Here is a 26,854-nt window from a genome sequence, read left to right on the forward strand (position 1 = left end):
TCACCGCGCGCGCTTTCTATATTCAAAAATTGTATAGGACAGTAAGCACGATAATGATATTTATACACAAAATCATTCAGAGCGCGTCGAAGCGACAGCAACATCACCCCGGGATGGTGCGGGTGTTTGTTGCGTCGCAGGCGGCCGTTCACAGGATGCCGTGTAGAGGCACTTTATCGTTTAAGGATCGCTGAATGGGCAAGGCGGTAATAGCAATTCATGGCGGGGCGGGAGCCATCACGCGCGCACAGCTGACGCCAGAACGCGAACGTCAGTACGTGGCGGCGCTGTCGGCGATTGTCGACAGCGGGCAGAAAATGCTGGCGGCGGGAGCCAGCGCGCTGAATACGGTGACCGAAGCGGTGCGCCTGCTGGAAGAGTGCCCGCTATTTAATGCGGGTATCGGCTCGGTATTCACCCGCGATGCGACGCATGAGCTGGATGCCTGCATTATGGACGGCAACAGTCTCCACGCCGGGGCGGTCGCCGGGATTAAACATCTACGTAACCCGGTGCTGGCCGCGCGTCTGGTACTTGAGCAGAGTCCGCATGTGCTGCTGATTGGCGAAGGGGCAGAGGATTTTGCCGCCTCTCACGGCATGGAACGGGTGGCAAACACGCTGTTCTCAACCACCGAACGTTTACTGCAGCTGCAGCAGGCGCAGTCGGATGACGAGATTGTCCTCGATCACCACCTCGCCCCGCTGGACGAGCGCCAGAAAATGGGTACCGTCGGCGCGGTGGCGCTGGATTTGGCCGGTAATCTGGCTGCCGCGACCTCTACCGGGGGGATGACCAATAAACTCCCCGGCCGCGTTGGCGACAGTCCGCTGCCCGGGGCCGGTTGTTACGCCAATAACGCCAGCGTGGCGGTCTCCTGTACCGGTACCGGCGAAGTCTTTATGCGTACGCTGGCGGCCTACGATATTGCCGCGTTGATGGAGTATGGCAACCTGAGTCTGTACGACGCCTGCGAACGCGTGGTCATGGAAAAACTGCCGGCGCTGGGCGGCAGCGGCGGGCTGATTGCGATCGACCGGGAAGGTAACGTGGTGCTGCCGTTTAACAGCGAAGGTATGTATCGGGCGTGGTGCTATGCGGGCGATACGCCTACGATTGGTATTTATCGGGAATAAGGGGAAGGACGTTGCCGCAGAGTCAAGAAATCGATGCCAGCGATGTGCTGGTGGTGCGCGATCTGAACGTGGCGTTTAGCCAGGAGCAGCAGACCTTTTCGGCGGTGCGTCATCTCTCGTTTACCCTGCGGCGCGGCGAGACGTTAGCCATCGTCGGGGAGTCCGGCTCGGGTAAGTCGGTGACCGCGCTGGCGCTGATGCGTCTGCTCGATCAGGCGGCAAGCCAGGTCAGCAGCGAGGGGCTGTGGCTGCGCCGCCGCAACGGCCAGGTGCTGGCCTTGAGCGAGCAGTCCGCCGCCGGGATGCGCAGCGTGCGCGGGGCCGATATGGCGATGATTTTTCAGGAGCCGATGACCTCGCTGAACCCGGTGTTTACCATCGGCGAACAGATTGCCGAGTCTATCCGTCTGCATCAGGGGCTGGGGCATGAAGAGGCGCTGCGCGAAGCGAAAAAAATGCTCGACCAGGTGCGTATTCCCGAAGCGCAAGCGATGCTCTCGCGCTATCCGCATCAGCTCTCCGGCGGGATGCGCCAGCGGGTAATGATCGCCATGGCGCTGTCGTGCCGACCGGCGGTGCTGATCGCCGATGAGCCGACCACCGCGCTGGATGTGACGATCCAGGCGCAGATCCTCCAGCTGATTGCCGTGCTGCAAAAAGAGATGGCGATGGGGGTGATTTTTATTACGCACGATATGGGCGTGGTTGCCGATATCGCCGATCGGGTGCTGGTGATGTACCGCGGAGAAGCGGTGGAGAGCGGGGCGGTGACGGAGATCTTCCGCGCGCCGCAGCACCCCTATACCCAGGCGCTGCTGGCCGCGGTGCCGCGTTTAGGTTCGATGCGCGGCAGCGATCTCCCGCGTCATTTCCCGTTATTACAGCAAACCGCGCCTGACGAGGGCGAGCAGAATACCGTCGTCGCCGGGGAGCCGATTCTGAAAGTGCGTGACCTGGTGGCGCGTTTCCCGCTGCGCAGCGGCATTCTGAATCGCATCACCCGCGAAGTGCACGCGGTGGAAAAAGTCAGCTTTGACCTGTGGCCGGGGGAGACCCTGTCGCTGGTCGGCGAATCCGGCTGCGGGAAATCAACCACCGGTCGCGCCCTGTTGCGGCTGGTCGCGACGCAGGGCGGGACCATCACGTTTAACGGCGAGCGCATCGATACGCTCGCCAACAGCAAGCTGCAGGCGCTGCGCCGCGATATTCAGTTTATTTTTCAGGATCCGTATGCGTCGCTCGACCCGCGACAAACGGTCGGCTATTCGATTATGGAGCCGCTGCGCATCCACGGTATGCTGGAGGGCGATGCGGCGCGCGAACGCGTCGCCTGGCTGCTGGAGCGCGTCGGCCTGCTGCCCGAACACGCCTGGCGCTACCCACATGAGTTTTCCGGCGGCCAGCGCCAGCGCATCTGCATCGCCCGCGCCCTGGCGCTCAATCCAAAAGTAGTGATTGCCGATGAGTCGGTCTCGGCGCTTGATGTCTCGATCCGCGCGCAGATTATTAATCTGATGCTCGATTTACAGCGCGAAATGGGCATCGCCTTTCTGTTTATTTCGCATGATATGGCGGTCGTTGAACGCATCAGCCACCGCGTGGCGGTGATGTATCGTGGTCGCATCGTGGAGATTGGCCCACGGCGTGCCGTATTTGAAGACCCACAGCATCCTTATACCCGCAAACTGATGGCCGCCGTTCCGGTCGCCGACCCGACGCATCGTCATCCGCAGCGCGTGCTGCTCTCTGATGAGCTGCCGGGCAATATCTATAAGCGGGGAGAAGAGGTAACCAGCGCGCCGTTACTCCAGGTGGGGCCGGGACATTTTGTCGCCAGGGAACCCGTCGCCGACGTGCTGGGAAGATAACAACAACATCCATAATGCAGGATTTCAGGAGAACAACATGACACAACGCGTATCACGCAAATGGTTGCTGGCGCTGGGCGTCGCGTCGGCGCTGGCGGCAAGTCCCGCTTTTGCCGCCAAAGATGTGGTCGTAGCGGTCGGTTCTAACTTTACGACCCTCGACCCCTATGATGCCAATGACACCTTGTCCCAGGCCGTCGCCAAGTCGTTCTATCAAGGGCTGTTCGGTCTTGATAAGGATATGAAGCTGCAAAACGTGCTGGCGGAAAGCTACACCATCTCCCCGGACGGGCTGGTCTATACCATCAAGCTGCATTCGGGGGTCAAGTTCCAGGACGGCAGCGATTTTAACGCCGAAGCGGTGAAGGCCAACCTCGATCGCGCCAGCAATCCGGACAATCACCTCAAGCGCTACAACCTGTATAAAAATATCGCCAGTACCGAAGCCGTTGACCCGACGACGGTAAAAATCACTCTCAAACAGCCGTTCTCGGCGTTCATCAACATTCTTGCCCACCCGGCAACGGCGATGATCTCCCCGGCGGCGCTGAAAAAGTACGGCAAAGAGATCGGTTTCCATCCGGTGGGCACCGGCCCGTATAAGCTGGATACCTGGAATCAGACCGATTTTGTGAAGGTGACAAAATTTGCCGACTACTGGCAGCCGGGCTTGCCGAAGCTGGATTCTATTACCTGGCGTCCGGTGGTGGATAACAATACCCGTGCGGCGATGCTGCAAACCGGCGAAGCGCAGTTTGCCTTCCCGATCCCCTATGAGCAGGCCCCGGTGCTGGAGAAAAACAGCAAGCTGGAGCTGGTGGCCAGCCCGTCGATCATGCAACGTTACATCAGCATGAACGTCACGCAAAAGCCGTTTGATAACCCGAAAGTGCGGGAAGCGATCAACTATGCGATCAACCGCCAGGCGCTGGTGAAGGTTGCCTTCGCCGGCTACGCCACCCCGGCCACCGGCGTTGTCCCACCTTCCATCGCCTACGCCGAGACCTTTAAACCGTGGCCGTACGATCCGGCGAAAGCCCGCGAGCTGCTTAAAGAGGCCGGTTTCCCTAACGGGTTCAGCACCACGCTGTGGTCATCGCATAACCACAGCACCGCGCAGAAGGTGTTGCAATTCACTCAGCAGCAGCTGGCGCAGGTAGGAATTAAGGCGCAGCTGACGGCGATGGATGCCGGACAGCGTGCGGCGGAAGTGGAAGGCAAAGGGCAGAAAGAGAGCGGAGTACGCATGTTCTACACCGGCTGGTCGGCCTCAACCGGCGAAGCCGACTGGGCGCTGTCGCCGCTGTTTGCTTCGCAAAACTGGCCGCCAACCCTGTTCAACACCGCTTTTTACGCCAACCCTCAGGTGGATAAGGACCTGAATGATGCGCTGAAAACTACCGACGTGAAGGAAAAAACGCGGCTCTACAAAGACGCGCAGGATACGATCTGGAAAGAGTCGCCGTGGGTTCCGTTGGTGGTGGAAAAACTGGTGTCGGCGCACAGCAAGAGTCTGACCGGCTTCTATATCCAGCCGGATACCGGCTTTAGCTTCGAGCAGGCGGATTTAGCACAGTGATAGCATGTACCCTGGCCCTCTCCCGCCGCGGGGGAGGGCAGCGGGCCACGCGGCTACGCCTGTTATCCTCGTCCCGACGCAGTGAGGGCGGAAGTCAGGAGGGGCGATGCTTAATTATGTGATTAAACGCCTGCTGGGGCTGATTCCTACGCTGTTGATTGTCGCGGTGCTGGTATTTCTGTTCGTGCATATGCTGCCCGGAGACCCGGCGCGGTTGATTGCCGGACCGGAGGCCGATGCGCAGGTAGTGGCGATGGTGAGCCAGCAGCTGGGGCTCGATCGGCCGCTGCACGTCCAGTTCTGGCACTACATCACCAGCGTGCTGCAGGGGGATTTTGGCATCTCGATGGCGTCGCGTCGTCCGGTGAGCAGTGAAATCGCCAGCCGCTTTATGCCGACCCTGTGGCTCACGCTCGCCAGCATGAGCTGGGCGGTGGTGTTTGGTATGGCGGCGGGCATTGCGGCGGCGGTGTGGCGCAATCGCTGGCCGGATCGTCTGGGGATGGCGCTGGCGGTCACCGGTATTTCGTTCCCGGCCTTTGCGCTCGGTATGCTGTTGATGCAGGTCTTCTCCGTTGAGCTGGGCTGGCTGCCGACGGTCGGCGCTGACAGCTGGCGGCACTACATTCTGCCTTCCCTGACCCTGGGGGCGGCGGTGGCGGCGGTGATGGCGCGTTTCACCCGCGCCTCTTTCGTCGATGTGCTGCATGAAGACTACATGCGCACCGCGCGGGCGAAAGGAGTCAGCGAGACGCTGGTGGTACTGAAACACGGCCTGCGCAACGCGATGATCCCGGTGGTTACCATGATGGGGCTACAGTTCGGTTTCCTGCTCGGCGGGTCGATCGTGGTAGAGAAGGTCTTTAACTGGCCCGGCCTTGGGCGACTGCTGGTGGATTCAGTGGAGATGCGCGACTATCCGGTGATTCAGGCGGAGGTTTTGCTCTTTTCGCTGGAATTTATTCTTATCAATTTAGTGGTGGATGTGCTGTATGCCGCCATTAACCCAGCTATCAGGTACAAGTAAGGTGCGATTGCTCAACTGGAGAAGGCAGGCGGTTATCAATGCCATGCCGGGGCTCAAACCCGGACAAATACGCACGCCGTGGCACGAATTCTGGCGGCGTTTTCGGCGTCAGCCGGTGGCGATGGGAGCCGGCGTTTTTGTCCTGCTGCTGATTGCGGTGGCGGTGGTCGCCCCGTGGATCGCGCCGTTCGATGCGGAAAACTATTTCGATTATGACCGGCTGAATGAAGGCCCGTCGATGATGCACTGGTTTGGCGTCGATTCGCTCGGGCGCGATATTTTCAGCCGGGTGCTGGTCGGGGCGCAGATTTCACTGGCGGCCGGGGTGCTGGCGGTGCTGATCGGCGCGGCGATAGGCACCGTGCTCGGACTGCTGGCCGGGTATTATGAAGGCTGGTGGGATCGGATCATCATGCGTATCTGTGACGTGCTGTTTGCCTTCCCCGGGATCCTGCTGGCGATTGCGGTGGTGGCGGTGATGGGCAGCGGGATGTCGAACGTGATTATCGCGGTGGCCATTTTTTCGATCCCGGCCTTTGCCCGCCTGGTGCGCGGCAACACCCTGGTGCTCAAGCAGCAGACCTTTATCGAGTCGGCGCGCAGCATTGGCGCCAGCGATGCCACGATTCTGTTCAGCCATATCCTGCCCGGCACGGTGTCGTCAATCGTGGTCTATTTCACCATGCGTATCGGGGTGTCGATTATCTCCGCCGCCAGTCTCTCTTTCCTGGGGCTTGGGGCGCAGCCGCCGACGCCGGAGTGGGGGGCGATGCTCAATGAGGCGCGGGCGGATATGGTGATGGCGCCGCACGTGGCGCTGTTCCCGGCGATTGCGATTTTTCTGACGGTACTGGCGTTTAACCTGCTGGGCGACGGCCTGCGCGATGCGTTGGATCCGAAGATCAAGGGGTAGCGGAAGATTCCCCGCCGGCGCGGCGCTTATCGGGGAGCGCGGGCGGGGCGATGTGTGGTTTTGCTCGCCCGGATAAGCCGCATCGCGGCGTTATCCGGGAGCGGGACGATGCCGGAATTAAACCCGGCTGCCCCACAGGTCGTATTCGTCGGCGTGTTCCACTTTCACCCGCACCACGTCGCCAGGTTTCACCCCGGTTTCTCCGTTCAGATAGACCGCGCCGTCGATTTCCGGAGCGTCGGCCATGCTGCGGCCGATGGCGCCTTCTTCATCGACTTCGTCGATCAGCACCATTACTTCGCGGCCCACCTTCTCCTGCAGACGTTCGGCGGAAATCTGCTGCTGCAGCTGCATAAAGCGATTCCAGCGCTCTTCTTTTACCTCTTCCGGCACCTGATCCGCCAGTTCGTTGGCGGTAGCGCCTTCAACCGGGCTGTACTTAAAGCAGCCAACGCGGTCGAGACGCGCCTCTTTCAGGAAGTCGAGCAGCAGCTGGAAATCTTCTTCCGTTTCTCCCGGGAAGCCGACGATAAAGGTCGAACGCAGGGTCAAATCGGGGCAGATTTCACGCCACTGCTTGATGCGCGCCAGCTGACGATCGGCCGAACCCGGACGTTTCATCAGTTTCAGGATCCGCGGGCTGGCATGCTGCAGCGGGATATCGAGGTACGGCAGGATTTTGCCTTCCGCCATCAGCGGGATCACGTCATCGACGTGCGGGTACGGGTATACGTAGTGCAGGCGTACCCAGATGCCGAGTTTCGCCAGCTCTTCGCACAGGCTGACCATGCTGGTTTTCACCGGCATCCCGTCGTGGAAGCCGGTGCGGTGTTTCACATCCACACCGTAGGCGGAGGTATCCTGAGAAATGACCAGCAGCTCTTTTACCCCGGCATCGGCGAGACGTTTGGCTTCTGCCAGCACTTCGCCAATCGGACGGCTCACCAGGTCGCCGCGCATCGACGGGATAATGCAGAAGGTGCAGCGATGGTTGCAGCCTTCGGAAATTTTCAGATAGGCGTAGTGACGCGGCGTTAGCTTCACGCCTTGTTCCGGCACCAGGCTGAGGAACGGATTGTGCTTCGGCTTCGGCGTATAGTGATGGACGTGCTCAAGCACCTGCTCATAGCTATGCGGGCCGGTGATCTCCAGCACTTTCGGGTGCACTTCGCGAATCTGGTCTTCTTTCGCCCCCAGGCAGCCGGTCACAATCACTTTCCCGTTTTCTTTTAACGCTTCGCCAATGGCTTCCAGCGACTCCTGCACGGCGCTGTCGATAAAGCCACAGGTGTTGACGATAACCATGTCGGCGTTGTCGTAGGTGGGCACCACGTCATAACCTTCGGTACGCAGTTCGGTCAGGATGCGTTCTGAGTCCACGAGGTTCTTCGGGCAGCCCAGAGAGACAAAGCCGATCTTCGGCTGATGCGTTACATTGCTCATAGCTTAAAAAGTATTCAATTATTGGAATGGTCGGGGCACAGATTCTACAGAGATTGGCGGGAAAATTGTACTGCTATCTCCGCTTGCCGCAGCGGGTCGCGGATCCGCCGGGAAACGCTTTTCCCGGGCAGTGAAAGCGGGCAGGATGACGGGCGCGGCATTAAAATCCGCTGGCGTGCGACGGCCCCGTATAAAGGGCGCCGCTGCGCATAGGCCTTTCGCGTACCTTTAGCGCCGGCAATATGTATATCGCCAGCGAACAAGACCGGGCAGCACGTACGCCCGGAGAGGCTGATTGAGTCCCGGTTTAGCTCTGCTGTGATAACGTGCTGTTTTGCTCCCGACGTTTCCTTGTTGTGTCCCTGGATTTGTGCATGTTTAAAAAACGAAATTGCGTATGCGGTATTTCACTGATGGCGGCAGTCGCTTCAGGTTATGCCGCAGAGATTAATTTATATTCTATTAATACGGGTTCCTATGTCTATCATTTGACGGGGAATCATGGTCAATATAACGAGAATTTTAATAACCGCTTTGTCTCTGTTGAGCGGAAGTTTTCGCCAGAGTCTAAATACAGTGCATTAGTCGGCACGATGAAAAACAGTTTTGATGACCGCTGCCTGTCGCTGGGGATGAGAAGAGACTGGGCTTCCGGGCAAAACGGTTGGACATTTAAAGGTGTCTACGCCTATACCGGAGAATTCTTTTTTAAGGCGTTCAGCCACTGCGGTGATTCAGGAACCTACAGGACGGCAAAGAAATTAACCGGGGTCGGTTTTTCGCCCTATCTTTACCACGGACTGCAATATAACTTTAGCAATTATTTTGCCGTTGAAGGGGGGATGATTGTCCCGGCGATATTTGTCATGAGTATGCAGTGGAGCTTTCGTTAATGACCGCGATGTGGCCGCCGCACAATACGCCGCCGGATATTTAAACCACGCCACAGGGCGGAAAAAAAGAGAGTATGCGTTGAATGGGGATTCATGAATCCCGGAGACCTTCACGCCATCCTGGAGCAAAGGCTGCCGGAGAGGTTAATTAAAAAGTGAATATTCACGCTGAGCGCCAGCATGATCAGCATGGTGACAAGGAACAGAATGCCGGAGCGCAATGTTTTTATTTTTTTCTCATTGCTGCTTAAATCACGGTTGTTGCGTATTTTATTACGCTGATACAAAAAGATAAGGCATAGCGCGATATACGCTAGCGGCGAAAAAATATGAAGATAATGATAGGGCCAGAGTAATAACTCGCTGGTGCCCATGGCAATGAGCCAGGCAATGATGAGGATCATGCTGTTTTCCGCAGTTGATAAATGATTTTTACACTATTTTCGGGTGAAGAAAAAATACGCTGAAAAAATGATATCCAGGAAAATCCACAGCCCGCTAAGAAACAGTATGTGCTTGAATGCGCCAATCCAGAAGGCCGCATCGCGGGCAAACCTGTGTTCGGCGAAGGGCGCTGCCGAACTAAAATACAGGACATACATGCTGACGGCTAACATGACAACATTCATTATGATGAATAATGTAAAAATAATGCTGCCAGTATGTGCTTTTTTACTTTTTTTTAATTTCATAGCGACCCTGTTTTTTAGTGGTTAAGTCAGGCAATAATAACAACAAGACTTTAAACGAAAAATAAACATGGCGGTCTGCGGAGCGCTATCCATATCCGGATATAAGTTGTTACGCTCATCGGTGGTTATTGTAGGGGGCGATGTTGTGCGTGCTGGGGCGTGGTCTCTACAGACTGCGGGGAAGGGCGCGAGGATTGGTCCATATCTCTTTAGGTTGATTGTGAGTTTTAAGCTGCGATGAATGGAAGAAATAAGCATTATGACTGACGAAGTCTTGATTAATATGATAGATAAAAACAAAAATGCATGCGGCTAACGAAAATATCAATATAAGTATTTTCATAGATGCTCCTGATATAGGTGGCAAGAAGGGCTATTTTGCTACGTGTGACCAGGCATGTACACGATGGAAAATAATTTTTGTGCGTTCTGTTTTAGTGTTGTTTATATTTAACGCCTGGTCAGGTGTGCTGTGTTAAATAAAAATAAAGCGGAATTTATTAAATTGTTAGTGAGTTTTAATAAGATACTCGATCCTGTTATCAAGATGCGAAACTTAAATTTTAACTGATGTTAACGCATGGATTGTTGATATCAGGTTTATTTTTCATATGCATACTGATGCACTGCTTATCCTCTGCACAAAGAACGGAAATTTTTTTCTCTCTACCGGATATTAATCACCCTATGAACGAGCAAATGAATAAACGACCACATCGTTTTGTCTTCACGACGGCCCTGCTGTTTATATCCCTGCACGCGGCTTCGGCGCATAGCCAGAAAAACTATATTATTGAAGCATTTCCAGCGAGAGAAGGTACGGCAATCGCGGCGGATGGACAGAAAAAATACATTAAAAGCTTTGATCTGGTGCTGATCAATGAAGGGCATCCGCTATTAATGACCGAATCAGGGCAGTGCTACCGGGCGTATGATGAGAATGGCAATAGTTTTGCTGAGTGGCGAGTGCAGCCGGAACTTTTGGGGCATATTGATGAAGGCGTGGAAACCGGTGAGATTACCTTTGCCAGCGGTAGCCGTGCGGTATACCGGGCAACGTTCGTTCGGTTGAGTACCGATTGCGCTAAGTAAAGCATCCGAAACGTTGTCTACCTGGACCTGACGCCGGTCGCCCGCGCCCGGGGATTCGCGGCGCGGCGCCTTGATGCAACCCGGGTTATTCAGGATATAGATGGGCAATGAATAATCGCAGTGACGCTATGAGATTCTGATTTTTACCTGTGCGCCGGTGCTGTGTTTTCTTATCGTTTATTTTATGCAAAGTATCATGATGAGATAATTGGTTTCTCTGGTGTTAATTAAGCATGAATTTAAAATTAAAAAGTAATATCGGGGTTATTATTCTGATCATTCTCGTCGGCATCTATATTTTTGCGTTGGGTGAGTGCTGGAACTACCTTCTGGATAGCCACTGGATTGCTCTCGTCGACTAAAAGTCGCCATCGCTTGTCTTTGGTGTTACCCCATGGTCCGACGTCTGCCCTCTGTTCAGCGAGTCCGTCGTTTCCCGACGCCATAAGCGTGCAGAGCGCCAGGATGACTTTCCGTATTGGATCGCCCGTCGGCTGGATTTCGTGCTTTGTTTAACAATGTATTTACATTGTAAATGATGTTAATTAACCAGGAATTATTGACCTCGCGCATCATTTTGTACAAAAAATAACCATATCATATCTGTGGTAAAGGATGACAGAGGAGGAAACCTGATGAGCGTTGACAGACTGTATCGTCACCTTCTGAATAAGCTGATTAATGCCCACATTGATCTCGATGCTTATTTGCAGTTGCGCAAAGCGAAGGGCTATATGTCAGTCAGCGAAAATGAGCATCTGCGTGATAACTTGTTCGAACTGTGCGGTGAAATGCGTGAACACGGGCTGCGGCTGCAGCACGTTATTGCGCCGGAAGAGAGGGACGCTCTCCGTCTTGCAGGTGGAGCCGTTGCCTCTGCGGCGGTGTGCCTGATGAGCGGGCATCATGATTGTCCGTCTTATATTGCGGTTAACGTAGAGACGCTAGAACGCTGCCTGGCTGAATTGTCGCTGAATATTCATAAACTGAATAAGCTGGCGCCACTGTCCCACGTCTGAATTCAGGGGGAGGCGAGCTCCCCCTGCTTAATGTTATGTAAAAATCCCGTCCTGTTTCGTCCCGCTGGCTACCCTTATCAGCATTGCTGCCAACAGGAGGATGCCATGCGCCAGATTGCCACCGTAGTGACCCTTGCCGCGCTGTTGTTTCCCGCCGTGACCTATGCCGAAAAGGTGCGCGTTGACGTATTGCAAAACCAGCTTGACCATCCGTGGGCGCTGGCGTTTCTGCCCAATGACCAGGGGATGCTGATCACCCTGCGCGGCGGGGAACTGAAGCGCTGGCGCGAGGGAGACGGTCTCTCGGCGCCGATTGCGGGCGTGCCGAAGGTATGGGCCAACGGCCAGGGGGGGCTCCTGGATGTGGCCCTGGCGCCGGATTTTGCGCAATCCCGCCGGGTCTGGCTGAGCTACGCCGAAGCCGGCGATGACGGCAGGGCCGGCACCGCGGTGGGTTTTGGCCGCCTGAGTGACAACCTACAGCGGCTGGAAAACTTTCAGGTCGTTTTTCGCCAGCAGCCGAAGCTCTCTACCGGCAACCATTTTGGCGGGCGGCTGGTGTTTGATGGCAAAGGGTATCTGTTTATCGGGCTGGGCGAGAATAACCAGCGTCCGACAGCCCAGGATCTGGATAAGCTGCAGGGAAAAGTGGTCCGCCTGACGGAGGACGGCAAAGTCCCGGCCGATAACCCCTTTGTCGATCGGGCCGGAGCAAGAGCGGAAATCTGGTCTTACGGTATCCGCAACCCGCAGGGGATGGCGATGAATCCGTGGAGCCAGACTCTGTGGCTCAACGAGCACGGCCCGCGCGGCGGGGATGAGATTAATATTCCGCAGAAAGGCAAAAATTACGGCTGGCCGCTGGCGACGCACGGCATCAACTACAGCGGGCTGGCGATTCCCGAAGCGCAGGGTACCGCGGTAGAAGGTACCGAAGCGCCGCTTTTCTTCTGGCAGCACTCCCCGGCGGTGAGCGGTATGGCTTTCTACGATGCGCAGACCTTCCCGCAGTGGCGGCATAAGCTGTTTATCGGGGCGCTGAAGGATCAATCCCTGATTGTCCTGCGGGTGAACGGTGACGCGGTGAGCGAAGAAGAGCGTATTCTGCGCGACCGCGGTAAGCGTATCCGCGATGTGCGCGTCGGACCCGACGGCTATCTGTATGTCTTAACCGACGAGTCCAACGGCGAGCTGCTGAAGGTGAGCCCCGGGAGTTAGCCTCAGGTCACCGGAATCATCACCACGTTGCGCCACGCCTGGCGCTGGTTGAGCTGCTGATACCAGCGCTGCAGATGCGGGCGCGGCTGCCAGCTATCGACAATCGTCATCAGGTTGTAGACGAACGGCGCAACGGCAATATCGCCGAGGCCAAACGCGTCGCCGGACAGCCAGGCCGACGTCGCCAGTTCGTCATCAAGGATAGCAAACAGCGCTTCGCAGGCGGCGATACCGGCGGCAATCGCCGCCGGGTCGCGTTTTTCCGCCGGCGTTCTGACCAGCCCCATTAACACCGGGCGGTGGGCCGGGGAAAGCGAACCGTTTGCCCAGTCCATCCACTTGTCGCTCTGCGCCCGCTGCCGCGGAGCGTCTAGCCACAGACGGCCGTGGCCATACTCGGCGGCCAGATAGCGAATAATGGCGTTCGACTCCCAAAGCACGAGGCCGTTCGCATCATCTTTGAGCAGCGGCACCAGGCCATTTGGGTTCATCGCCAGATACTCCGGGTCATGATTGAGGCCGAACTCCAGCCCCGCGAGGATTTGCTGATAGGGGAGCGCCAGCTCCTCCAGCACCCAGCGTACTTTCTTCACATTGGTCGAATTATTCCTGCCCCATAGCGTAATCATCTCTGTTCCTGCCTTTTATTGAGCCGTCGTTGCAGCATGGTGAGCAATCATGTTGGAATAGAGATAATATTTAGGCAACCACGATCAAAAAAATTGCTCTGTTTTCAGCAGGGAGCGAGGTTATTGCGTAAACTTTAAAAACTTTACCAACTCGCTGTTTCTTTAAGGTCATTTGTACGCTTTACTCACCGGCTGCTGCTGCGCCGAGAGAGTGTTGCGGCATATTTTGTTTGGAAAGGATACTTGGGTGGCTCTTATGACGCATGATGCTTTTTCCCTTCGCGGCCTCGCGGCAGGCTGCGCACTTCTCGTTCTCGCGGCACCTGCGGTACAGGCAGCGGAACAACTCCCCGATGCCCCATCGATTGATGCGCGAGCCTGGATCCTGATGGACTACGCCAGCGGCAAAGTACTCAGCGAAGGCAACGCCGATGAAAAACTCGATCCGGCGAGCCTGACCAAGATCATGACCAGCTACGTGGTCGGCCAGGCGTTGAAAGCGGGTAAAATTAAGTCCACCGATATGGTGACCGTCGGTCGCGATGCCTGGGCCACCGGCAACCCGGTGCTGCGCGGTTCATCGGTGATGTTCCTCAAGCCGGGGATGCAGGTATCGGTCGAAGACCTGAATAAAGGGGTGATCATTCAGTCCGGCAACGATGCCAGCATCGCGATTGCCGACTACGTGGCGGGGAGCCAGGATGCGTTCGTCAGCCTGATGAACGGCTACGCCCAAAAAATGGGGCTGACCAATACCACCTTTATGACCGTGCATGGACTGGATGCGCCGGGGCAGTTCAGTACCGCGCGCGACATGGCGCTGCTGACCAAAGCGATGATCCATGACGTACCGGAAGAGTACGCTATCCATAAAGAGAAAGAGTTCACCTTCAACAAGATTCGCCAGCCGAACCGCAACCGCCTGCTGTGGAACGCCAGCCTCAACGCCGATGGCGTGAAAACCGGCACCACCGCCGGCGCAGGGTATAACCTGGTCTCCTCTGCAACTCAGGGCGATATGCGTCTGATTGCCGTGGTGCTCGGGACGAAGACCGATCGTATTCGGTTTAATGAATCCGAAAAACTGTTGACCTGGGGCTTCCGTTTTTATGAAACCGTGACGCCGATTAAACCGGACGCCACCTTTATCACCCAGCGCGTCTGGTTTGGCGACAGCAGCGAAGCCAAACTCGGGGCGGGAGAAGCCGGCTCGATTACCCTGCCGCGCGGGCAGCTGAAAAACCTGAAAGCCAGCTATACCCTGAAGGATCCGCAGCTGACGGCGCCGCTGAGCAAAGGGCAGGTGGTGGGAACCATCGACTTTAAGCTCAATGATAAAACCATCGAGCAGCGTCCGCTGATCGTCATGGAAGCGGTCAACGAAGGCGGTTTCTTTAGCCGGATGATGGACTTCGTGCTGATGAAACTGCACGGCTGGTTTGGCAGCTGGTTCTCGTAAGCCTCTGACCGCGCCCCGCGGGGCGCGGTCAGTACAGCAGTGAAATTTGTTTTTCTTTCGCCAGCGCGAGCAGATCGTCGTCCGGAGAGACATCGCTGGCAATCACGTCAAACTGCGATAAATCGCCCATCCGCGCCGGCCTCACCTTGCCGAACTTACTGTGATCGACCACCAGTACATGGTAGCGCGCGCTGCTCATCGCCCAGTGCTTAACCGGCAGCTCTTCGAGGTTATAGCAGGTTGCGCCCTGCTCGCAGTCGATGCCGGCCGCAGAATAGAAGGCGATATCCGGACACAGATGGCTGAGGGTGTCGCGCAGGCTTAGCGGTTTAAAAATCGCGTTGCTGGCATGGAATTCCCCGCCGCATAAAATAGCCCGGCACTGCGGTTTTTCCTGCAGCGCCAGGAAGGTGTTCAGCGAATAACAGACGCCGGTGAAGGGCAGGGCGTTATCGATCGCGTCGATGATCCACGGCGTGGTAGTCCCGCAGTCAAAAAAAGCCATCTGATGCGCTTCGAGCAACGCGGCAGCGTGGCGGGCAGCGCGGCGTTTCTCATCCACCAGGCGGGTTTTCTGGTCGCTGAGCAGGTAATGGGTCGCGCTGCGGGGCTCGAGGACAATGTAGCCGCCTAACAGCACCACCGGCCCGTTATGGCCGTTCAGATCGCGACGAATGGTCATTTCTGACACGCCCAGCAGCGACGCGGCCTCTTTTAAATGAAGCTTATCGCTGCGCTTGAGCGCCTGAATGAGCTGGCTGATGCGTTCATCACGACGTGTTTCCATATTCCCTCTAAGCTGAAATCGCCCTGCATCGGCAGGGCGTCAGGGGCAATTTTACCTGCCGGAAGAGGTTTAGTCACGCACCCAGCCTTTACGAATCGGCAGGGAGAAGCAAAGACGATACAGCTGCTGCAAATATTGATACAGCGAGCTGCCGCAGGCCTGCCATAGCAGCTGAGCGCCCAGACAGCCGCACATCCCGGTCAGCAGGCCGCCCAGCATATCCAGCGGCCAGTGTACCCCGAGATAGACCCGCGACCAGGCAATGGCGACGGCGGTCGCCATCAAGGCGGCGCCAGACCACAGGCGGTGCCAGAACAGGAACGCCAGCGCAAAGGTAAAACTGATGGTGCCGTGATTGCTGGGGAAGGAGTTATTCGGCGAGTGGTGCAGGAACTGATAGCCCGCGCCGGCGACGAATGGGCGGTCATGCGGAAAAAGGAAACCAAAAATCCATGACAGGCTCAGGCTTATCGCCAGCGCCAGCATCACTTTAAAAACCAGCTGACGCTGATGGGGTCCCCACAGCCATAGCGCGGCGGCCAGCAGGGGCACAATCAGAATCACATCTTTGGCAATCAACGTCGCCAGGCGTATGACCCACGACGGCGAAGCGGGCGTGGCGTTGATTAAGGCAAATAGCGCGTAGTTGATATTTTCCAGCATACTTCCAGGCTCTTGTTATCCGATAGCAATAAGCCGCCCACCTTAAGAGTCGGTGGCGATGAGGTAAAGCAGTATTGTCTTAATTATCAGCTTGTTAAGAACCTACCGCGGGGCGATATCTTCGCAAACAGGCCACAGAGTCTGAGTATATCGTCTGTAACCTAATTGAAATATAAACGAAATATAGACAGGCCTATTTAAAATGGCGGCGGCGTGGACGGTCAGATGGGGAACCGGGAGCTATTTTTAATCGTCACTCATAATTCACTATCTCCCCAGCCAGACTTTCATTAAACTTTGCGCGATTTTTATTTTAATAAGAGATGGCATGCAGAATTATTCGCTTTCAGGCAAACGCCTCGGACGGCAGGCGCTGCTTTTCCCGCTGTGCCTGGTGCTATACGAATTTTCCACTTATATCGGCAACGACATGATCCAACCGGGCATGCTCTCGGTGGTGGAAGAGTTCCAGGTGGGCAACGAATGGGTACCTACCTCCATGACCGCCTACCTCGCCGGCGGCATGTTTTTGCAGTGGCTGTTAGGGCCGCTGTCGGATCGCATTGGCCGCCGCCCGGTCATGCTCACCGGGGTGGTGTGGTTTATTGTCACCTGTCTGGCGACGCTGCTGGCGCAGACTATTGAACAGTTCACGCTGCTGCGCTTTTTACAGGGCATCAGCCTGTGCTTCATTGGCGCGGTGGGCTATGCCGCGATTCAGGAGTCATTTGAGGAGGCGATGTGCATCAAAATCACCGCCCTGATGGCTAACGTTGCGCTGATTGCACCGCTGCTTGGCCCGCTGGTGGGGGCGGCGTGGGTGCATATTCTGCCGTGGGAGATGATGTTCGTGCTGTTTGCCGTACTGGCCGCCGTCGCCTTTTTTGGCCTGCAGCGCGCGATGCCGGAAACCGCGACCCGCATGGGTGAGAAGCTATCGATGAAAGAGCTGGGCCGCGACTATGGCCTGGTTCTGAAGAATCTGCGCTTTGTCGCCGGCGCGCTGGCGACCGGCTTTGTCAGCCTGCCGCTGCTGGCGTGGATTGCCCAGTCGCCGGTGATTATTATCAGCGGGGAGCAGGCCACCAGCTATGAATATGGCCTGTTGCAGGTGCCGATCTTCGGGGCGCTGATCGCCGGCAACCTGGTGCTGGCGCGTTTAACTTCACGGCGCACGGTACGCTCGCTGATTATCCTCGGCGGCTGGCCGATTATGGCCGGGCTGCTGCTCTCCGCGGTGGCGACGGTGGTCTCTACCCACGCCTATCTGTGGATGACCGCCGGACTCAGCGTCTATGCCTTCGGGATTGGTCTGGCGAACGCCGGGCTGGTACGCCTGACGCTGTTTGCCAGCGAGATGAGTAAAGGAACGGTGTCGGCGGCGATGGGGATGCTGCAAATGCTGATTTTTACCGTCGGTATTGAAGTCAGCAAGCATGCGTATGCCCTGGGCGGCAGCGGGGTCTTCAGCCTGTTTAACCTGCTCAGCGGCGTCCTGTGGCTGGCGATGATTATCTATTTTCTCAAGGATAAGTCCGTGGGGAACTCCAACGACCCGCAGGCATAGCGTCAGGGCTGACGGGTGCGGCGAGGCTGGCCGCACCCGGCCGGCATCAGGCAAACGGCGCTTCGCGATTTAGCACTTTATCAATAATGTGCAGTACCCCTTCTTCATTGTTATGCGGCGCATCGTATCCGGCGACGGCTTTAACCGGCGCGGCGGCGTTGGCCATCGCAAAACCAAACCCGGCATGTTGCAGCATTTCGATGTCGTTTCCGCTGTCGCCGAAGGCGACCACTTCATGATTATCAATGCCCCAGCGCTCCTGCAGAATGCGCAGGCCGTTGGCCTTGTGGATCCCGGGAATGATCAGGTCGATGCTGCCGTAGCCGGTGGCTACGGCAGTCACCATAGCGCCTAATGCGGCATGCAGCTGCGGCTGGAGGTGCGGGATCAGCCGGTCGGGAACGTTGAGGCCGAATTTCAGAATCACGTCGTCAATCGCGGCAAAATCATCCACCAACTGCAGGCGATGATAGTACTTCGCGGCAACCGTCTTCAGCGCGTCGTTATAGCGATTGAGCGTCCAGGCGCTGCGTTTGCCGCAGGCGATAATGTCAATATCTTCCAGCGTGTACAGGTAGTCGACCACGGTGTGGAAATGGTCCTTCGGTAACTGGCAGTTGAAGACGTCAACTCCGGCGCTCACCACCCAGCCGCCGTTTTCCGCGACGAAGGAAATCTCGTGGGCAATTTCCGGGAAAAACGAAATCAGCTGATAATACTGGTTGCCGCTGGCGACCACGAAGCGAATATCCTGCTCGCGCATCCGCTGATACTGGCTCAGGAAGCGCTGGCGATTATAGGTTTTGGCATCGTTTAAGAAGGTGCCATCCATGTCGACTGCAATCAGTTTAATGCTCATCAATTGTTCTCCATGACCGGTTCATGCTGTGGCCTGGCCACCGCACGGGCGACCAGGGCAGCCACCAGCACCAGACCCAGCACCACCATCATGGCGCTGCGCAGGCCGAAATGTTCGCCGAGGAAGCCCAACAGCGGCGGCCCGACAAGAAAGGCGAGGTAGCCGGTTATCGCCACCACGCTGACGCGCTTCGGCGCATCCGGCCCGGTGTCGCTGGCGGCAGAAATGGTCAGCGGGAAACCGAGCGAGGCGCCGAGTCCCCACAGCAGCACGGAGATACCGGCCACCCACGGGTTGTCGACGAAAATGATCAGACCGATGCCCAGCGCCCCCATGATGGCGCTGGCGCGGACCACCGTAACCCGGCTGTAGCGGTCGATAAACCAGCCGCCGGTGAAGCGACCGAGGGTCATCCCGAGGGTGAAGCCGGCGTAAATTAACGAGCCGGAGGTCGGACTGAAGCCGTGGCCGTCAACCATCAGCAGCGGCAGCCAGTCGTTGGCGGACCCCTCCGCAAAGGCCATGGCCAGCACCACCACGCCAATCAGCAGCAGCTGGACATCGCGCCACACCGGGAGACCTTTTGCTTCGTGATGGGCGGTTTCGGGCGCGTTCTGGCCGGTGCCGTCCGGAATGGCGCGAATGGCGATAGCGATCGGCGCGATCGCCACCAGCGCCGCCAGCAGAATATGCGGCGCGGCGGGCAGGCCAAAGCCGGTCACCGCCATACCTACCCCGGCGCCGAACAGCGTGCCGAAGCTGTAAAACCCATGCATCATCGGCAGGACGGTTTTATGCATTTCCCGCTCAACGGCGGCGCCTTCGACGTTAATCGCCACTTCCGCCGAGCCGAAGCTGGCGCCAAAAATAGCCAGACCGAAGGCAAACAGGGCGGCGGAGGTGAGCCACAGCGCCAGGCTGAGCACCATCATACCTACGACTGCGCAGGACATGGTGGTGCGAATGACTTTGCGGGTGCCGAAGCGTTTAACCAGCCACGCAGAACAGAGAATACCGCTCATCGAGCCAATCGACAGACCAAACAGGACGATACCCATTTCCGCCGTCGATAGCGTCAGCAGATCGCGGATCGCCGGCGTACGGGTGGCCCAGGAGGCCATCAATAAACCGGGAATAAAGAAGAACATAAAAAGTGCCCACAGCCGAAGCCGCAGGGCTCTGCGGGAGGTTTGCGTTGTCATCCGTTAACGTCAGTGAATGAGAAGATGGAGACAACAGTAGCAAGGTTGTGTACATTTGTACATATTCTTCGGAATGCCCGTTCCCTCAACGCCAGCATGGCCCGGGCAACGGCATTGCCGCCGGAGCGCAGCGCGAATGACTGCCAATAAGAGGAAAGATATGGCCCGTCGACCGAACGACCCGCAGCGCCGGGAGCGCATTTTGCAAGCGACCCTGGATACCATCGCCGCCCACGGTATTCACGCGGTAACCCACCGTAAAATCGCCAGCTGCGCCGAAGTTCCGCTCGGTTCGCTGACCTACTATTTCAGCGGCATTGAAGCGCTGATTGAAGAGGCGTTTCGCCTCTTTACCCGCGAGATGTCGGCTCAGTATCAGCAGTTTTTTACCACGGTCAGCAGCCGTGAAGAGGCGTGTGATGCGATTGCTGAGCTGATCTTCAGCGCCCAGGTGACCACCGCGCGAAATATGGAGCTGATGTATCAGCTGTATGCGTTTTGCAGCAGCCAGCCGGCGCTGAAGGCGGTAATGCAGCACTGGATGCGGCGCAGTCAGCAAACGCTGGAGCAGTGGTTTGCAGCGGAAACGGCTCGTGGACTGGATGCGTTTATCGAGGGCATGACCCTGCATTTTGTCACCGATAGCGCGCCGCTCTCTAAGCAGGCCATCCGCCTGATGGTCGGACGCCTGGCGGGAGAGGCGAACGCGCCATAGCGCGCAGCGCGTCATGCGCATTGACCGGTCCGTCGCCCGCGCGCGCCGCACAGATTTCGCGGGCAGCCCGATCCAGCTTATTCTGGTTGCGCGCGCCGGGATAGATCCGCGCCCCTCGCGGCCATGACATGTGCCGCGGCGCTGCCAGGTGCGCCGCTCCCGCCGAAGATAACCGCGACCTTGGTTTGCGCCAGCATCGCGTTTCCTCTCAGCGGTCTGGGTCCGTCAAAAGTACGGGCAATAATCGGGGGATGCAAATGCCGGGGGCAAGGCGTCCGCGATTGGGCATCTGGCAACGGAAAGTGAACAGCCTGTGCAGGCGAGGTTGAGCAGGGTTGGGAGGATTGTTCTGCACGCAGATGGCAGGCAACAAAAAACCCATCAACCTTGAACCAAAATGGCGGGGTTGATGGGCTCCACAAAATGGGGACATCAAAGAAAAGCAGTGGCACTACTTATGACTGATGCCTGAGAGAAAAGTTCTGCCTCTCGCCATTTTTTTCTGAAATATTTACTGTAGCCCTGGCCAGATGATGACTATCAGCGTCCCCGCGAGGGTGAGCAGCACGTTGGCAATCGCGTAAGTTCCCGCATAGCCCAGCGCCGGAATGTTGCTGCGCGCGGTATCGCTGATGATTTCCATCGCCGGGGCGCAGGTACGCGCGCCCATCATCGCGCCAAACAGCATCGCGCGGTTCATGCGCAGCACATAGGCGCCGAACAGGAAACAAATCACCACCGGCACCAGGCTGACAATCAGACCCGCCGCCAGCATCTGGCCGCCGACAGCCCCCAGACCGTGCCCGATGCCGGATCCCGCGCTCAGGCCGACGCCGGCCATAAACACCATCAGACCGAACTCCTTCACCATATTCAGCGCCCCCTGCGGGATGTAGCCGAAGGTCGGGTGGTTGGCGCGCAGGAAGCCGAGCATAATCCCGGCGAACAGCAGCCCCGCGGCGTTACCGATGCCGAAGCTAAAGGAGCTGAACTGGAAGGTGATCATCCCGATCATCAGCCCGACGATAAAGAAGGCGCAGAAGGCGAGCAGGTCGGTGACCTGGCTGTGGATCGAGATAAAGCCAATGCGATCGGCGACGGTTTTGACCCGCCGCGCATCGCCGCTGACCTGCAAAACGTCGCCCTTGTTGAGCACCACGTTATCGTCGATCGGCATCTCAATCTGGCTGCGAATGACGCGGTTTAAGAAACAGCCGTGGTCGGTCAGCTTCAGCTGCGCCAGGCGGCGGCCTACGGCGTTATGGTTTTTGACCACGATCTCTTCGGTGACGATGCGCATATCCAGCAGGTCACGGTCGAAAACCTCTTTGCCGTTACGGAAGCTGGGGTCGAGACGGGCGTGCGCGTCCGGGTAACCCACCAGCGCGATATCATCACCTTTCTGCAGTACCGCATCGCCATCCGGGTTCGCCAGAATCCCGTTACGGCGAATACGTTCGATGTAGCAGCCGGTCTGACGATAGATCCCCAGCTCACGCAGATTTTTCCCGTCAGCCCAGGCCACCAGCTCCGGGCCGACGCGATAGGCGCGGATCACCGGCAGATAGACTTTGCGTTTAGAGTCGGTATCGAGCCCGCGTTCACGGGCGATTTGCTGGGCGCTGGTTTGCAGATCCTGATGCTGCAGCTTCGGCATATAGCGAGCGCCGACGATCAGACTGACGAGGCCAATCAGATAGGTCAGGGCGTAGCCGAGGCTCAGGTGGTCAAGGGACAGCGCCAGCTGGTCGCTGGGCAGGCCAAAATGGCGGAGCGTATCGCCCGCGCCCACCAGCACCGGCGTTGAGGTCATCGCCCCGGCGAGCATCCCCGCCGTCAGGCCGATGTCCCAGCCGAACAGTTTACCCAGCCCTAACGCCAGCAGCATCGCGCTGCCAACCATCACCAGGGCCAGCATCAGATAGTTTTTGCCGTCGCGGAAAAAAATAGAAAAAAAGTTGGGGCCAGCTTCGACGCCGACGCAGAAAATAAACAGCATAAAGCCCAGATTTAGCGCATCAGTGTTAATACTGAAATGCTGCTGGCCTAATAATAATGAAACCACTAAAACGCCAATAGAATTACCAAGTTGTACCGACCCGAGGCGCAGTTTCCCGAGACAAAGCCCGAGGGCAAGTACAACGAATAATAACAGGATGTAATTCCCGTTTAACAAATCTGCGACGTTTATATTCACGAAAGCCAACTTCTCATTTACTAGTAAGTTGTTGAAGGAAATGGTTATTTGGTCTAAGGTTGCTCCAGTGTTCGCGTTGTCCCGAACCCTATTCTGGCATCCCGTTATAACCGGTAAAAATAGAGTCGGTAGTTTAATCCTTCCTGGATGCTGCGGCTAGTCACAATCTTTTTTACCTCGACGGGGCCAAATTGGCATGGATTGCCGGAATGCTTTATCTGACTGGACGAAATGAAATGGGTTGGAGGCAGAATCAGGAGGATGTTGTGAAATCTGAGCGTGCCTGGATCGGTATTACCTGCGGGTTCTTGTTGTTTATTGTGGTGTGCTTATCGCTGTTACTGCATATGAAAGGCGTCTTTCGCGCCGGTGGCAATCCTGAGGTCGGGCTGCTTTTTTTTCTGTTGCCCGGCGCGGCTGCAAGCTGCCTCTCGCCAGGGCGACGGGTAATGCTCCCGCTGGCGGGAGCTATTCTGGCGGCCCCGGTCTGCCTGCTGGTGATGCGGCTTTTTTTTGCGACGCAACGTACGTTCTGGCAACAGCTGGCGTGGTTATTTAGTGCGGTATTCTGGTGTGCGCTGGGGGCGTTGTGCTTTTTGTTTATCTGCGCCTGGTTAGACACCAGGCGCAAGCACTCGTCAGAGGAATGAGCCGGCTCAGGCGAACAGACCGAGATTCTCTTTCGCCCACGCTTCAAAATCCGTGCAGCCGCCGATATGTTTTTGATCGACAAAGATCTGCGGCACGGTCTCAACCGGCTTACCTACGGTCTTTTCCAGATCGCTCTTGCTGATGCCTTCAGCATGAATATCCACGTAGCGGTAGTTAAAATCATCACGTTCGTTGGTCAGTTTTTCCGCCAGCTCTTTGGCGCGAACGCAATACGGGCAGCCTGGACGACCAAAAATAACGGTAAACATGCTTTCTCTCCTTAAACTCTCAGCCGGATGGCGAATGGCGGCTATGATGCCCCGTTATGCCGGTGAGTAAAAGAAGGTTCTGCCTTTTTCTCCGATGGTTTAAGGCTATGTTTGATAAATGTCTTCGTGGTTAAATCACTATACTGTCCCTGCTACGCGGCGATCGGCCGATCGATCGCGCGGCCCACATTGACCGGAGGAGAGTTATACGATCGCCCGCCATTTTGCCCAAAAGCGTTCTGCTGGTAGAGATTATTGGCATTGTGCTGCTGACCCTGGCCTGGCTCTCGCTGAACCAGTATTTGCGCCTGCCCGCGCCGTTTTCCGGCCCGACGGCCGCTCTGCTGATGATTTTCCTCGGCATCCTGCTGATGCTGCCAGCCGCTATCGCCTTAATGTGGCGAATGGCAAAGATCGTCGCGCCGCAGCTGACGCAAACGAAAAAAACACCTTCTTCACCACCAGACAGAGAACAACGAGATGACGCCGACCATTGATCTGCTGCGCAGCCACCGTTCCATTCGCCACTTTACCGATGCGCCGATCGACGATGAACAGCGCGCGGCCATTATCGCCAGCGCCCAGGGAGCCTCCAGCTCCAGTTTTTTACAATGCAGCTCAATTATTCGCGTCACCGATCCGCAGCTTCGCCAACAGCTGGTGACGATGAGCGGCGGGCAGCAGCACGTCGCGCGTGCGGCAGAATTTTGGGTATTTTGCGCCGATTTTAACCGCCTGCTGCAAATCTGCCCGGACGCCCAGCTGGGGCTCGCCGAACAGCTGCTGCTGGGGGCGGTGGATACCGCAATGATGGCGCAGAACGCGCTGGTTGCCGCAGAATCGCTGGGGCTCGGCGGCGTCTATATCGGCGGGATCCGCAACAGCATCGAAGCGGTGACCGAGCTGCTGAAGCTACCGCAGCACGTGCTGCCGCTGTTTGGCCTGTGCCTGGGCTGGCCGGCCGATGATCCGGACGTGAAACCGCGTATGCCTGCGGCGCTGCTGGTGCATGAAAATGCCTATCAGCCGGTGGATGATGCGGTTCTGGCGCAGTATGACGAGCAGATGGCGCAGTACTATCTGTCGCGCGGCAGCAACGCGCGCCGCGATACCTGGAGCGACCATATCCGTCGCACTATCATTAAAGAAAGTCGCCCGTTTATTCTCGAATATCTGCATAAGCAGGGGTGGGCAACGCGCTGATTGCGTGTACACTGCACCTGCTTGCCGTCCCGTCATTCGCTGGACAGGGCGGTCGTGGCGCAATTAACATATTGCAGGCCCGCCGGAGCGGGCCTTGTTGCAGAGGTGCAGGGTGAAAATTGCCATATTATCCCGGGATGGAACGCTTTATTCATGTCGTCGCCTGCGCGAAGCCGCGCACCAGCGCGGCCATCAGGTGGAAATCCTCGATCCGCTATCCTGCTATATGAACGTGAGCCCTGTCGCCTCATCGATTCACTATAAAGGCCGCCAGCTCCCGCATTTCGATGCCGTGATCCCACGCATCGGCTCCGCGATTACCTATTACGGCACCGCCGCGCTGCGTCAGTTTGAACTGCTGGGCAGCTATCCGCTGAATGAATCGGTGGCGATCACCCGCGCCCGCGACAAGCTGCGTTCGCTGCAGCTGCTGGCGCGTCAGGGGATCGATCTCCCGCTGACCGGCATTGCGCACTCTCCGGACGATACCAGCGATTTGATCGCCATGGTCGGCGGCGCGCCGCTGGTGGTGAAACTGGTGGAGGGCACCCAGGGCATCGGCGTGGTGCTGGCGGAGACGCGGCAGGCGGCGGAGAGCGTGATCGACGCCTTCCGCGGCCTGAACGCGCATATTCTGGTTCAGGAGTATATCGCGGAGGCGAAAGGGCGGGATGTTCGCTGCCTGGTGGTCGGCAATGAGGTCGTGGCGGCGATTGAGCGCCGGGCGAAAGAGGGCGATTTCCGCTCTAATCTGCACCGTGGCGGCGTGGCAACCGTCGCGACCATTAGCGAGCAGGAACGGGAGATGGCCATCCGGGCTGCGCAAACCCTGGGGCTGGACGTCGCCGGGGTTGATATCCTGCGGGCGACCCGCGGGCCGCTGGTGATGGAGGTCAACGCTTCACCAGGCCTGGAAGGTATTGAAACCACCACCGGGATAGATATTGCCGGGCGAATGATCGCCTGGATTGAGTGTCAGGCGACGCCGGAATTTTGCCTGAAAATGGGCGGATAATCCGCATCGGATACACTTTCATGGTATGCGCCGCGTTTTTTGCGTAAGCTATGGCGTCGTTTTTCCACAGTAAGAGGTCACAGGTCATATGGATTCACTGGTCGTTCCGGGTCTGGATACGCTGCGTCATTGGCTCGACGAATTAGGCATCAGCTTTTTTGAATGTGATTCCTGCCAGGCATTGCACCTGCCGCATATGCAGAATTTCGACGGCATTTTTGATGCTAAGCTCGATCTGGTTGACAACGTGGTGCTCTTTTCCGCCCTTGCGGAAGTGAAGCCTTCGGCGTTGCTGCCGCTGGCTGCGGATCTCTCGGCGATTAATGCCAGTTCATTGACCGTAAAAGCCTTCCTCGATATTCAGGATGATAATCTGCCAAAACTGGTGGTGTGCCAGGCCTTGTCCGTTGGCGTTGGTATCTCCTTTGAACAGTTTGGCTGGTTTGTGCGCCAGAGCGAAGAGCAGATCTCGATGGTTATCCTCGAAGCGGCGGCCAATCAGGTGCTGTATAAAGCCGAAGAGGAAGAGTACGCCGCTGAGGATATTCAGCACCATTTTCTTCACTAAACCTGTCGATGAATAGCGCAGCCACTACCATAGCGGCTGCGTATTACGCGCTTTTATTCTGCTATTAACCTTTCCTTACGGAATTTTTCACCGCTATTCTGCCGCTTTTGGCTTATCACGTAGACCGTTATTGCCTAAAAAATTGATAAAAGGCGTTTTTTTAGCTGGGCTATAGCCTCTTATTCTGGCT

27 protein-coding genes and 1 pseudogene are annotated in these 26,854 nt (G+C 57.1%); 18 read left to right on the plus strand and 10 right to left on the minus strand.

The genetic code is table 11. The features are described 5' to 3' along the window. The first annotated feature begins 194 nt into the window (after window positions 1-194). From iaaA to gsiD, 5 genes and pseudogenes are all read left to right on the plus strand, one after another. A pseudogene (gene iaaA / locus ACI2JR_RS05950) lies at window positions 195-1,215 on the plus strand (beta-aspartyl-peptidase). Continuing rightward, window positions 1,148-3,004 (plus strand): glutathione ABC transporter ATP-binding protein GsiA, encoded by a 1,857-nt coding sequence (gsiA, locus tag ACI2JR_RS05955; RefSeq protein ID WP_462478093.1) that lies wholly within the window; start codon window positions 1,148-1,150, stop codon window positions 3,002-3,004. Before iaaA ends, gsiA begins: the two are co-directional and overlap by 68 nt. Window positions 3,005-3,041: 37 nt before the next feature. Continuing rightward, window positions 3,042-4,583, plus strand: coding sequence for a glutathione ABC transporter substrate-binding protein GsiB (gsiB, locus tag ACI2JR_RS05960; protein ID WP_462478094.1), 1,542 nt, complete (start codon window positions 3,042-3,044; stop codon window positions 4,581-4,583). A 106-nt stretch (window positions 4,584-4,689) separates the two neighbouring features. Next, a complete protein-coding gene (gsiC, locus tag ACI2JR_RS05965; RefSeq protein WP_132727745.1) occupies window positions 4,690-5,610 on the plus strand; it encodes a glutathione ABC transporter permease GsiC in 921 nt (306 codons plus the stop codon). A 1-nt stretch (window position 5,611) separates the two neighbouring features. After that, on the plus strand, window positions 5,612-6,523 hold the full coding sequence (gsiD, locus tag ACI2JR_RS05970; protein WP_132728132.1) for a glutathione ABC transporter permease GsiD: 912 nt from the start codon (window positions 5,612-5,614) through the stop codon (window positions 6,521-6,523). A 117-nt stretch (window positions 6,524-6,640) separates the two neighbouring features. Here gsiD and rimO read toward each other — a convergent pair whose 3' ends face one another. Then, window positions 6,641-7,966 (minus strand): 30S ribosomal protein S12 methylthiotransferase RimO, encoded by a 1,326-nt coding sequence (gene rimO, locus ACI2JR_RS05975; protein ID WP_462478095.1) that lies wholly within the window; start codon window positions 7,964-7,966, stop codon window positions 6,641-6,643. Window positions 7,967-8,379: 413 nt separating this feature from the next. On the opposite strand from rimO, the gene ACI2JR_RS05980 reads away from it, so the two are divergent. Further along, window positions 8,380-8,859, plus strand: coding sequence for a hypothetical protein (locus tag ACI2JR_RS05980; protein ID WP_462478104.1), 480 nt, complete (start codon window positions 8,380-8,382; stop codon window positions 8,857-8,859). A 110-nt stretch (window positions 8,860-8,969) separates the two neighbouring features. Here the strand turns inward: ACI2JR_RS05980 and ACI2JR_RS05985 are convergent, their stop codons facing one another. Both ACI2JR_RS05985 and ACI2JR_RS05990 read right to left on the minus strand, forming a co-directional pair. Further along, window positions 8,970-9,263, minus strand: a complete 294-nt coding sequence (locus ACI2JR_RS05985) for a hypothetical protein (protein ID WP_132727739.1) — start codon at window positions 9,261-9,263, stop codon at window positions 8,970-8,972. 33 nt (window positions 9,264-9,296) lie between these two features. Further along, window positions 9,297-9,551, minus strand: coding sequence for a hypothetical protein (locus ACI2JR_RS05990; protein WP_462478096.1), 255 nt, complete (start codon window positions 9,549-9,551; stop codon window positions 9,297-9,299). A gap of 687 nt (window positions 9,552-10,238) precedes the next feature. On the opposite strand from ACI2JR_RS05990, the gene ACI2JR_RS05995 reads away from it, so the two are divergent. The 4 genes from ACI2JR_RS05995 to ACI2JR_RS06010 all read left to right on the plus strand — a co-directional run bounded on the left by ACI2JR_RS05995 (window position 10,239) and on the right by ACI2JR_RS06010 (window position 12,880). Next, window positions 10,239-10,643 carry a DUF4354 family protein gene (locus ACI2JR_RS05995; protein ID WP_165905662.1) on the plus strand — a complete coding sequence of 135 codons (405 nt, stop codon included), beginning with the start codon at window positions 10,239-10,241 and terminating at the stop codon, window positions 10,641-10,643. Window positions 10,644-10,876: 233 nt separating this feature from the next. Next, window positions 10,877-11,005: a hypothetical protein gene (locus tag ACI2JR_RS06000; RefSeq protein ID WP_279387984.1), complete on the plus strand. Its 129-nt coding sequence runs from the start codon at window positions 10,877-10,879 to the stop codon at window positions 11,003-11,005. A gap of 273 nt (window positions 11,006-11,278) precedes the next feature. Further along, the gene (gene bssR, locus ACI2JR_RS06005) at window positions 11,279-11,662 is read left to right on the plus strand and encodes a biofilm formation regulator BssR (protein WP_132727730.1); all 384 of its coding nucleotides are present in this window, start codon (window positions 11,279-11,281) and stop codon (window positions 11,660-11,662) included. 105 nt (window positions 11,663-11,767) lie between these two features. Then, a complete protein-coding gene (locus ACI2JR_RS06010; protein ID WP_462478097.1) occupies window positions 11,768-12,880 on the plus strand; it encodes a PQQ-dependent sugar dehydrogenase in 1,113 nt (370 codons plus the stop codon). 2 nt (window positions 12,881-12,882) lie between these two features. Here ACI2JR_RS06010 and ACI2JR_RS06015 read toward each other — a convergent pair whose 3' ends face one another. Continuing rightward, window positions 12,883-13,509: a glutathione S-transferase family protein gene (locus ACI2JR_RS06015; protein WP_462478098.1), complete on the minus strand. Its 627-nt coding sequence runs from the start codon at window positions 13,507-13,509 to the stop codon at window positions 12,883-12,885. A gap of 256 nt (window positions 13,510-13,765) precedes the next feature. Between ACI2JR_RS06015 and dacC the strand changes: the two genes are divergently transcribed. After that, window positions 13,766-14,968: a serine-type D-Ala-D-Ala carboxypeptidase gene (gene dacC / locus ACI2JR_RS06020; protein WP_132728129.1), complete on the plus strand. Its 1,203-nt coding sequence runs from the start codon at window positions 13,766-13,768 to the stop codon at window positions 14,966-14,968. 28 nt (window positions 14,969-14,996) lie between these two features. Here dacC and deoR read toward each other — a convergent pair whose 3' ends face one another. Both deoR and ybjG read right to left on the minus strand, forming a co-directional pair. Beyond that, the gene (gene deoR / locus ACI2JR_RS06025; RefSeq protein ID WP_132727721.1) at window positions 14,997-15,755 is read right to left on the minus strand and encodes a DNA-binding transcriptional repressor DeoR; all 759 of its coding nucleotides are present in this window, start codon (window positions 15,753-15,755) and stop codon (window positions 14,997-14,999) included. A 69-nt stretch (window positions 15,756-15,824) separates the two neighbouring features. Further along, window positions 15,825-16,418, minus strand: coding sequence for an undecaprenyl-diphosphate phosphatase (gene ybjG / locus ACI2JR_RS06030; protein WP_132727718.1), 594 nt, complete (start codon window positions 16,416-16,418; stop codon window positions 15,825-15,827). 328 nt (window positions 16,419-16,746) lie between these two features. On the opposite strand from ybjG, the gene ACI2JR_RS06035 reads away from it, so the two are divergent. After that, window positions 16,747-17,985: an MFS transporter gene (locus ACI2JR_RS06035; protein ID WP_132727715.1), complete on the plus strand. Its 1,239-nt coding sequence runs from the start codon at window positions 16,747-16,749 to the stop codon at window positions 17,983-17,985. Between the two features lie 46 nt (window positions 17,986-18,031). On the opposite strand, the gene ACI2JR_RS06040 is transcribed toward ACI2JR_RS06035, so the two are convergent. Both ACI2JR_RS06040 and ACI2JR_RS06045 read right to left on the minus strand, forming a co-directional pair. Then, window positions 18,032-18,844: a Cof-type HAD-IIB family hydrolase gene (locus ACI2JR_RS06040; RefSeq protein ID WP_462478099.1), complete on the minus strand. Its 813-nt coding sequence runs from the start codon at window positions 18,842-18,844 to the stop codon at window positions 18,032-18,034. Further along, window positions 18,844-20,046 (minus strand): MFS transporter, encoded by a 1,203-nt coding sequence (locus ACI2JR_RS06045; RefSeq protein ID WP_132727709.1) that lies wholly within the window; start codon window positions 20,044-20,046, stop codon window positions 18,844-18,846. Before ACI2JR_RS06045 ends, ACI2JR_RS06040 begins: the two co-directional genes overlap by 1 nt. 160 nt (window positions 20,047-20,206) lie before the next feature. Between ACI2JR_RS06045 and ACI2JR_RS06050 the strand changes: the two genes are divergently transcribed. Further along, window positions 20,207-20,761, plus strand: a complete 555-nt coding sequence (locus ACI2JR_RS06050; RefSeq protein WP_132727706.1) for a TetR/AcrR family transcriptional regulator — start codon at window positions 20,207-20,209, stop codon at window positions 20,759-20,761. A 511-nt stretch (window positions 20,762-21,272) separates the two neighbouring features. Here ACI2JR_RS06050 and ACI2JR_RS06055 read toward each other — a convergent pair. Next, a complete protein-coding gene (locus tag ACI2JR_RS06055) occupies window positions 21,273-22,958 on the minus strand; it encodes an aspartate:alanine antiporter (RefSeq protein ID WP_132727704.1) in 1,686 nt (561 codons plus the stop codon). Window positions 22,959-23,224: 266 nt separating this feature from the next. Between ACI2JR_RS06055 and ACI2JR_RS06060 the strand changes: the two genes are divergently transcribed. After that, a complete protein-coding gene (locus tag ACI2JR_RS06060; RefSeq protein WP_132727701.1) occupies window positions 23,225-23,608 on the plus strand; it encodes an inner membrane protein YbjM in 384 nt (127 codons plus the stop codon). 6 nt (window positions 23,609-23,614) lie between these two features. Here the strand turns inward: ACI2JR_RS06060 and ACI2JR_RS06065 are convergent, their stop codons facing one another. Continuing rightward, window positions 23,615-23,878 carry a GrxA family glutaredoxin gene (locus ACI2JR_RS06065; protein WP_004859945.1) on the minus strand — a complete coding sequence of 88 codons (264 nt, stop codon included), beginning with the start codon at window positions 23,876-23,878 and terminating at the stop codon, window positions 23,615-23,617. Window positions 23,879-24,084: 206 nt separating this feature from the next. On the opposite strand from ACI2JR_RS06065, the gene ACI2JR_RS06070 reads away from it, so the two are divergent. The 4 genes from ACI2JR_RS06070 to ACI2JR_RS06085 all read left to right on the plus strand — a co-directional run bounded on the left by ACI2JR_RS06070 (window position 24,085) and on the right by ACI2JR_RS06085 (window position 26,664). After that, a complete protein-coding gene (locus ACI2JR_RS06070; RefSeq protein ID WP_132727698.1) occupies window positions 24,085-24,375 on the plus strand; it encodes a YbjC family protein in 291 nt (96 codons plus the stop codon). Continuing rightward, window positions 24,359-25,081 (plus strand): oxygen-insensitive NADPH nitroreductase, encoded by a 723-nt coding sequence (gene nfsA, locus ACI2JR_RS06075; RefSeq protein ID WP_462478100.1) that lies wholly within the window; start codon window positions 24,359-24,361, stop codon window positions 25,079-25,081. Before ACI2JR_RS06070 ends, nfsA begins: the two co-directional genes overlap by 17 nt. 112 nt (window positions 25,082-25,193) lie before the next feature. Then, window positions 25,194-26,096 (plus strand): 30S ribosomal protein S6--L-glutamate ligase, encoded by a 903-nt coding sequence (gene rimK, locus ACI2JR_RS06080; protein ID WP_462478101.1) that lies wholly within the window; start codon window positions 25,194-25,196, stop codon window positions 26,094-26,096. 88 nt (window positions 26,097-26,184) lie between these two features. Then, a complete protein-coding gene (locus ACI2JR_RS06085; protein WP_132727690.1) occupies window positions 26,185-26,664 on the plus strand; it encodes a type III secretion system chaperone family protein in 480 nt (159 codons plus the stop codon). Window positions 26,665-26,854: the final 190 nt, after the last annotated feature.

It is taken from the genome of Klebsiella sp. NPDC088457, from assembly GCF_044900465.1.
GTDB lineage: Bacteria > Pseudomonadota > Gammaproteobacteria > Enterobacterales > Enterobacteriaceae > Klebsiella.

Coding starts and splice junctions, on each gene's coding strand:
- gsiB (WP_462478094.1), top strand. CDS start 3,042: ATGACACAACGCGTATCACGCAAATGGTTGCTGGCGCTGGGCGTCGCG.
- gsiC (WP_132727745.1), top strand. CDS start 4,690: ATGCTTAATTATGTGATTAAACGCCTGCTGGGGCTGATTCCTACGCTG.
- rimO (WP_462478095.1), bottom strand. CDS start 7,966: ATGAGCAATGTAACGCATCAGCCGAAGATCGGCTTTGTCTCTCTGGGC.
- ACI2JR_RS05980 (WP_462478104.1), top strand. CDS start 8,380: ATGGCGGCAGTCGCTTCAGGTTATGCCGCAGAGATTAATTTATATTCT.
- ACI2JR_RS05985 (WP_132727739.1), bottom strand. CDS start 9,263: ATGATCCTCATCATTGCCTGGCTCATTGCCATGGGCACCAGCGAGTTA.
- ACI2JR_RS05990 (WP_462478096.1), bottom strand. CDS start 9,551: ATGAAATTAAAAAAAAGTAAAAAAGCACATACTGGCAGCATTATTTTT.
- ACI2JR_RS05995 (WP_165905662.1), top strand. CDS start 10,239: ATGAACGAGCAAATGAATAAACGACCACATCGTTTTGTCTTCACGACG.
- ACI2JR_RS06000 (WP_279387984.1), top strand. CDS start 10,877: ATGAATTTAAAATTAAAAAGTAATATCGGGGTTATTATTCTGATCATT.
- bssR (WP_132727730.1), top strand. CDS start 11,279: ATGAGCGTTGACAGACTGTATCGTCACCTTCTGAATAAGCTGATTAAT.
- ACI2JR_RS06010 (WP_462478097.1), top strand. CDS start 11,768: ATGCGCCAGATTGCCACCGTAGTGACCCTTGCCGCGCTGTTGTTTCCC.
- ACI2JR_RS06015 (WP_462478098.1), bottom strand. CDS start 13,509: ATGATTACGCTATGGGGCAGGAATAATTCGACCAATGTGAAGAAAGTA.
- dacC (WP_132728129.1), top strand. CDS start 13,766: ATGACGCATGATGCTTTTTCCCTTCGCGGCCTCGCGGCAGGCTGCGCA.
- deoR (WP_132727721.1), bottom strand. CDS start 15,755: ATGGAAACACGTCGTGATGAACGCATCAGCCAGCTCATTCAGGCGCTC.
- ybjG (WP_132727718.1), bottom strand. CDS start 16,418: ATGCTGGAAAATATCAACTACGCGCTATTTGCCTTAATCAACGCCACG.
- ACI2JR_RS06035 (WP_132727715.1), top strand. CDS start 16,747: ATGCAGAATTATTCGCTTTCAGGCAAACGCCTCGGACGGCAGGCGCTG.
- ACI2JR_RS06040 (WP_462478099.1), bottom strand. CDS start 18,844: ATGAGCATTAAACTGATTGCAGTCGACATGGATGGCACCTTCTTAAAC.
- ACI2JR_RS06045 (WP_132727709.1), bottom strand. CDS start 20,046: ATGACAACGCAAACCTCCCGCAGAGCCCTGCGGCTTCGGCTGTGGGCA.
- ACI2JR_RS06050 (WP_132727706.1), top strand. CDS start 20,207: ATGGCCCGTCGACCGAACGACCCGCAGCGCCGGGAGCGCATTTTGCAA.
- ACI2JR_RS06065 (WP_004859945.1), bottom strand. CDS start 23,878: ATGTTTACCGTTATTTTTGGTCGTCCAGGCTGCCCGTATTGCGTTCGC.
- nfsA (WP_462478100.1), top strand. CDS start 24,359: ATGACGCCGACCATTGATCTGCTGCGCAGCCACCGTTCCATTCGCCAC.
- ACI2JR_RS06085 (WP_132727690.1), top strand. CDS start 26,185: ATGGATTCACTGGTCGTTCCGGGTCTGGATACGCTGCGTCATTGGCTC.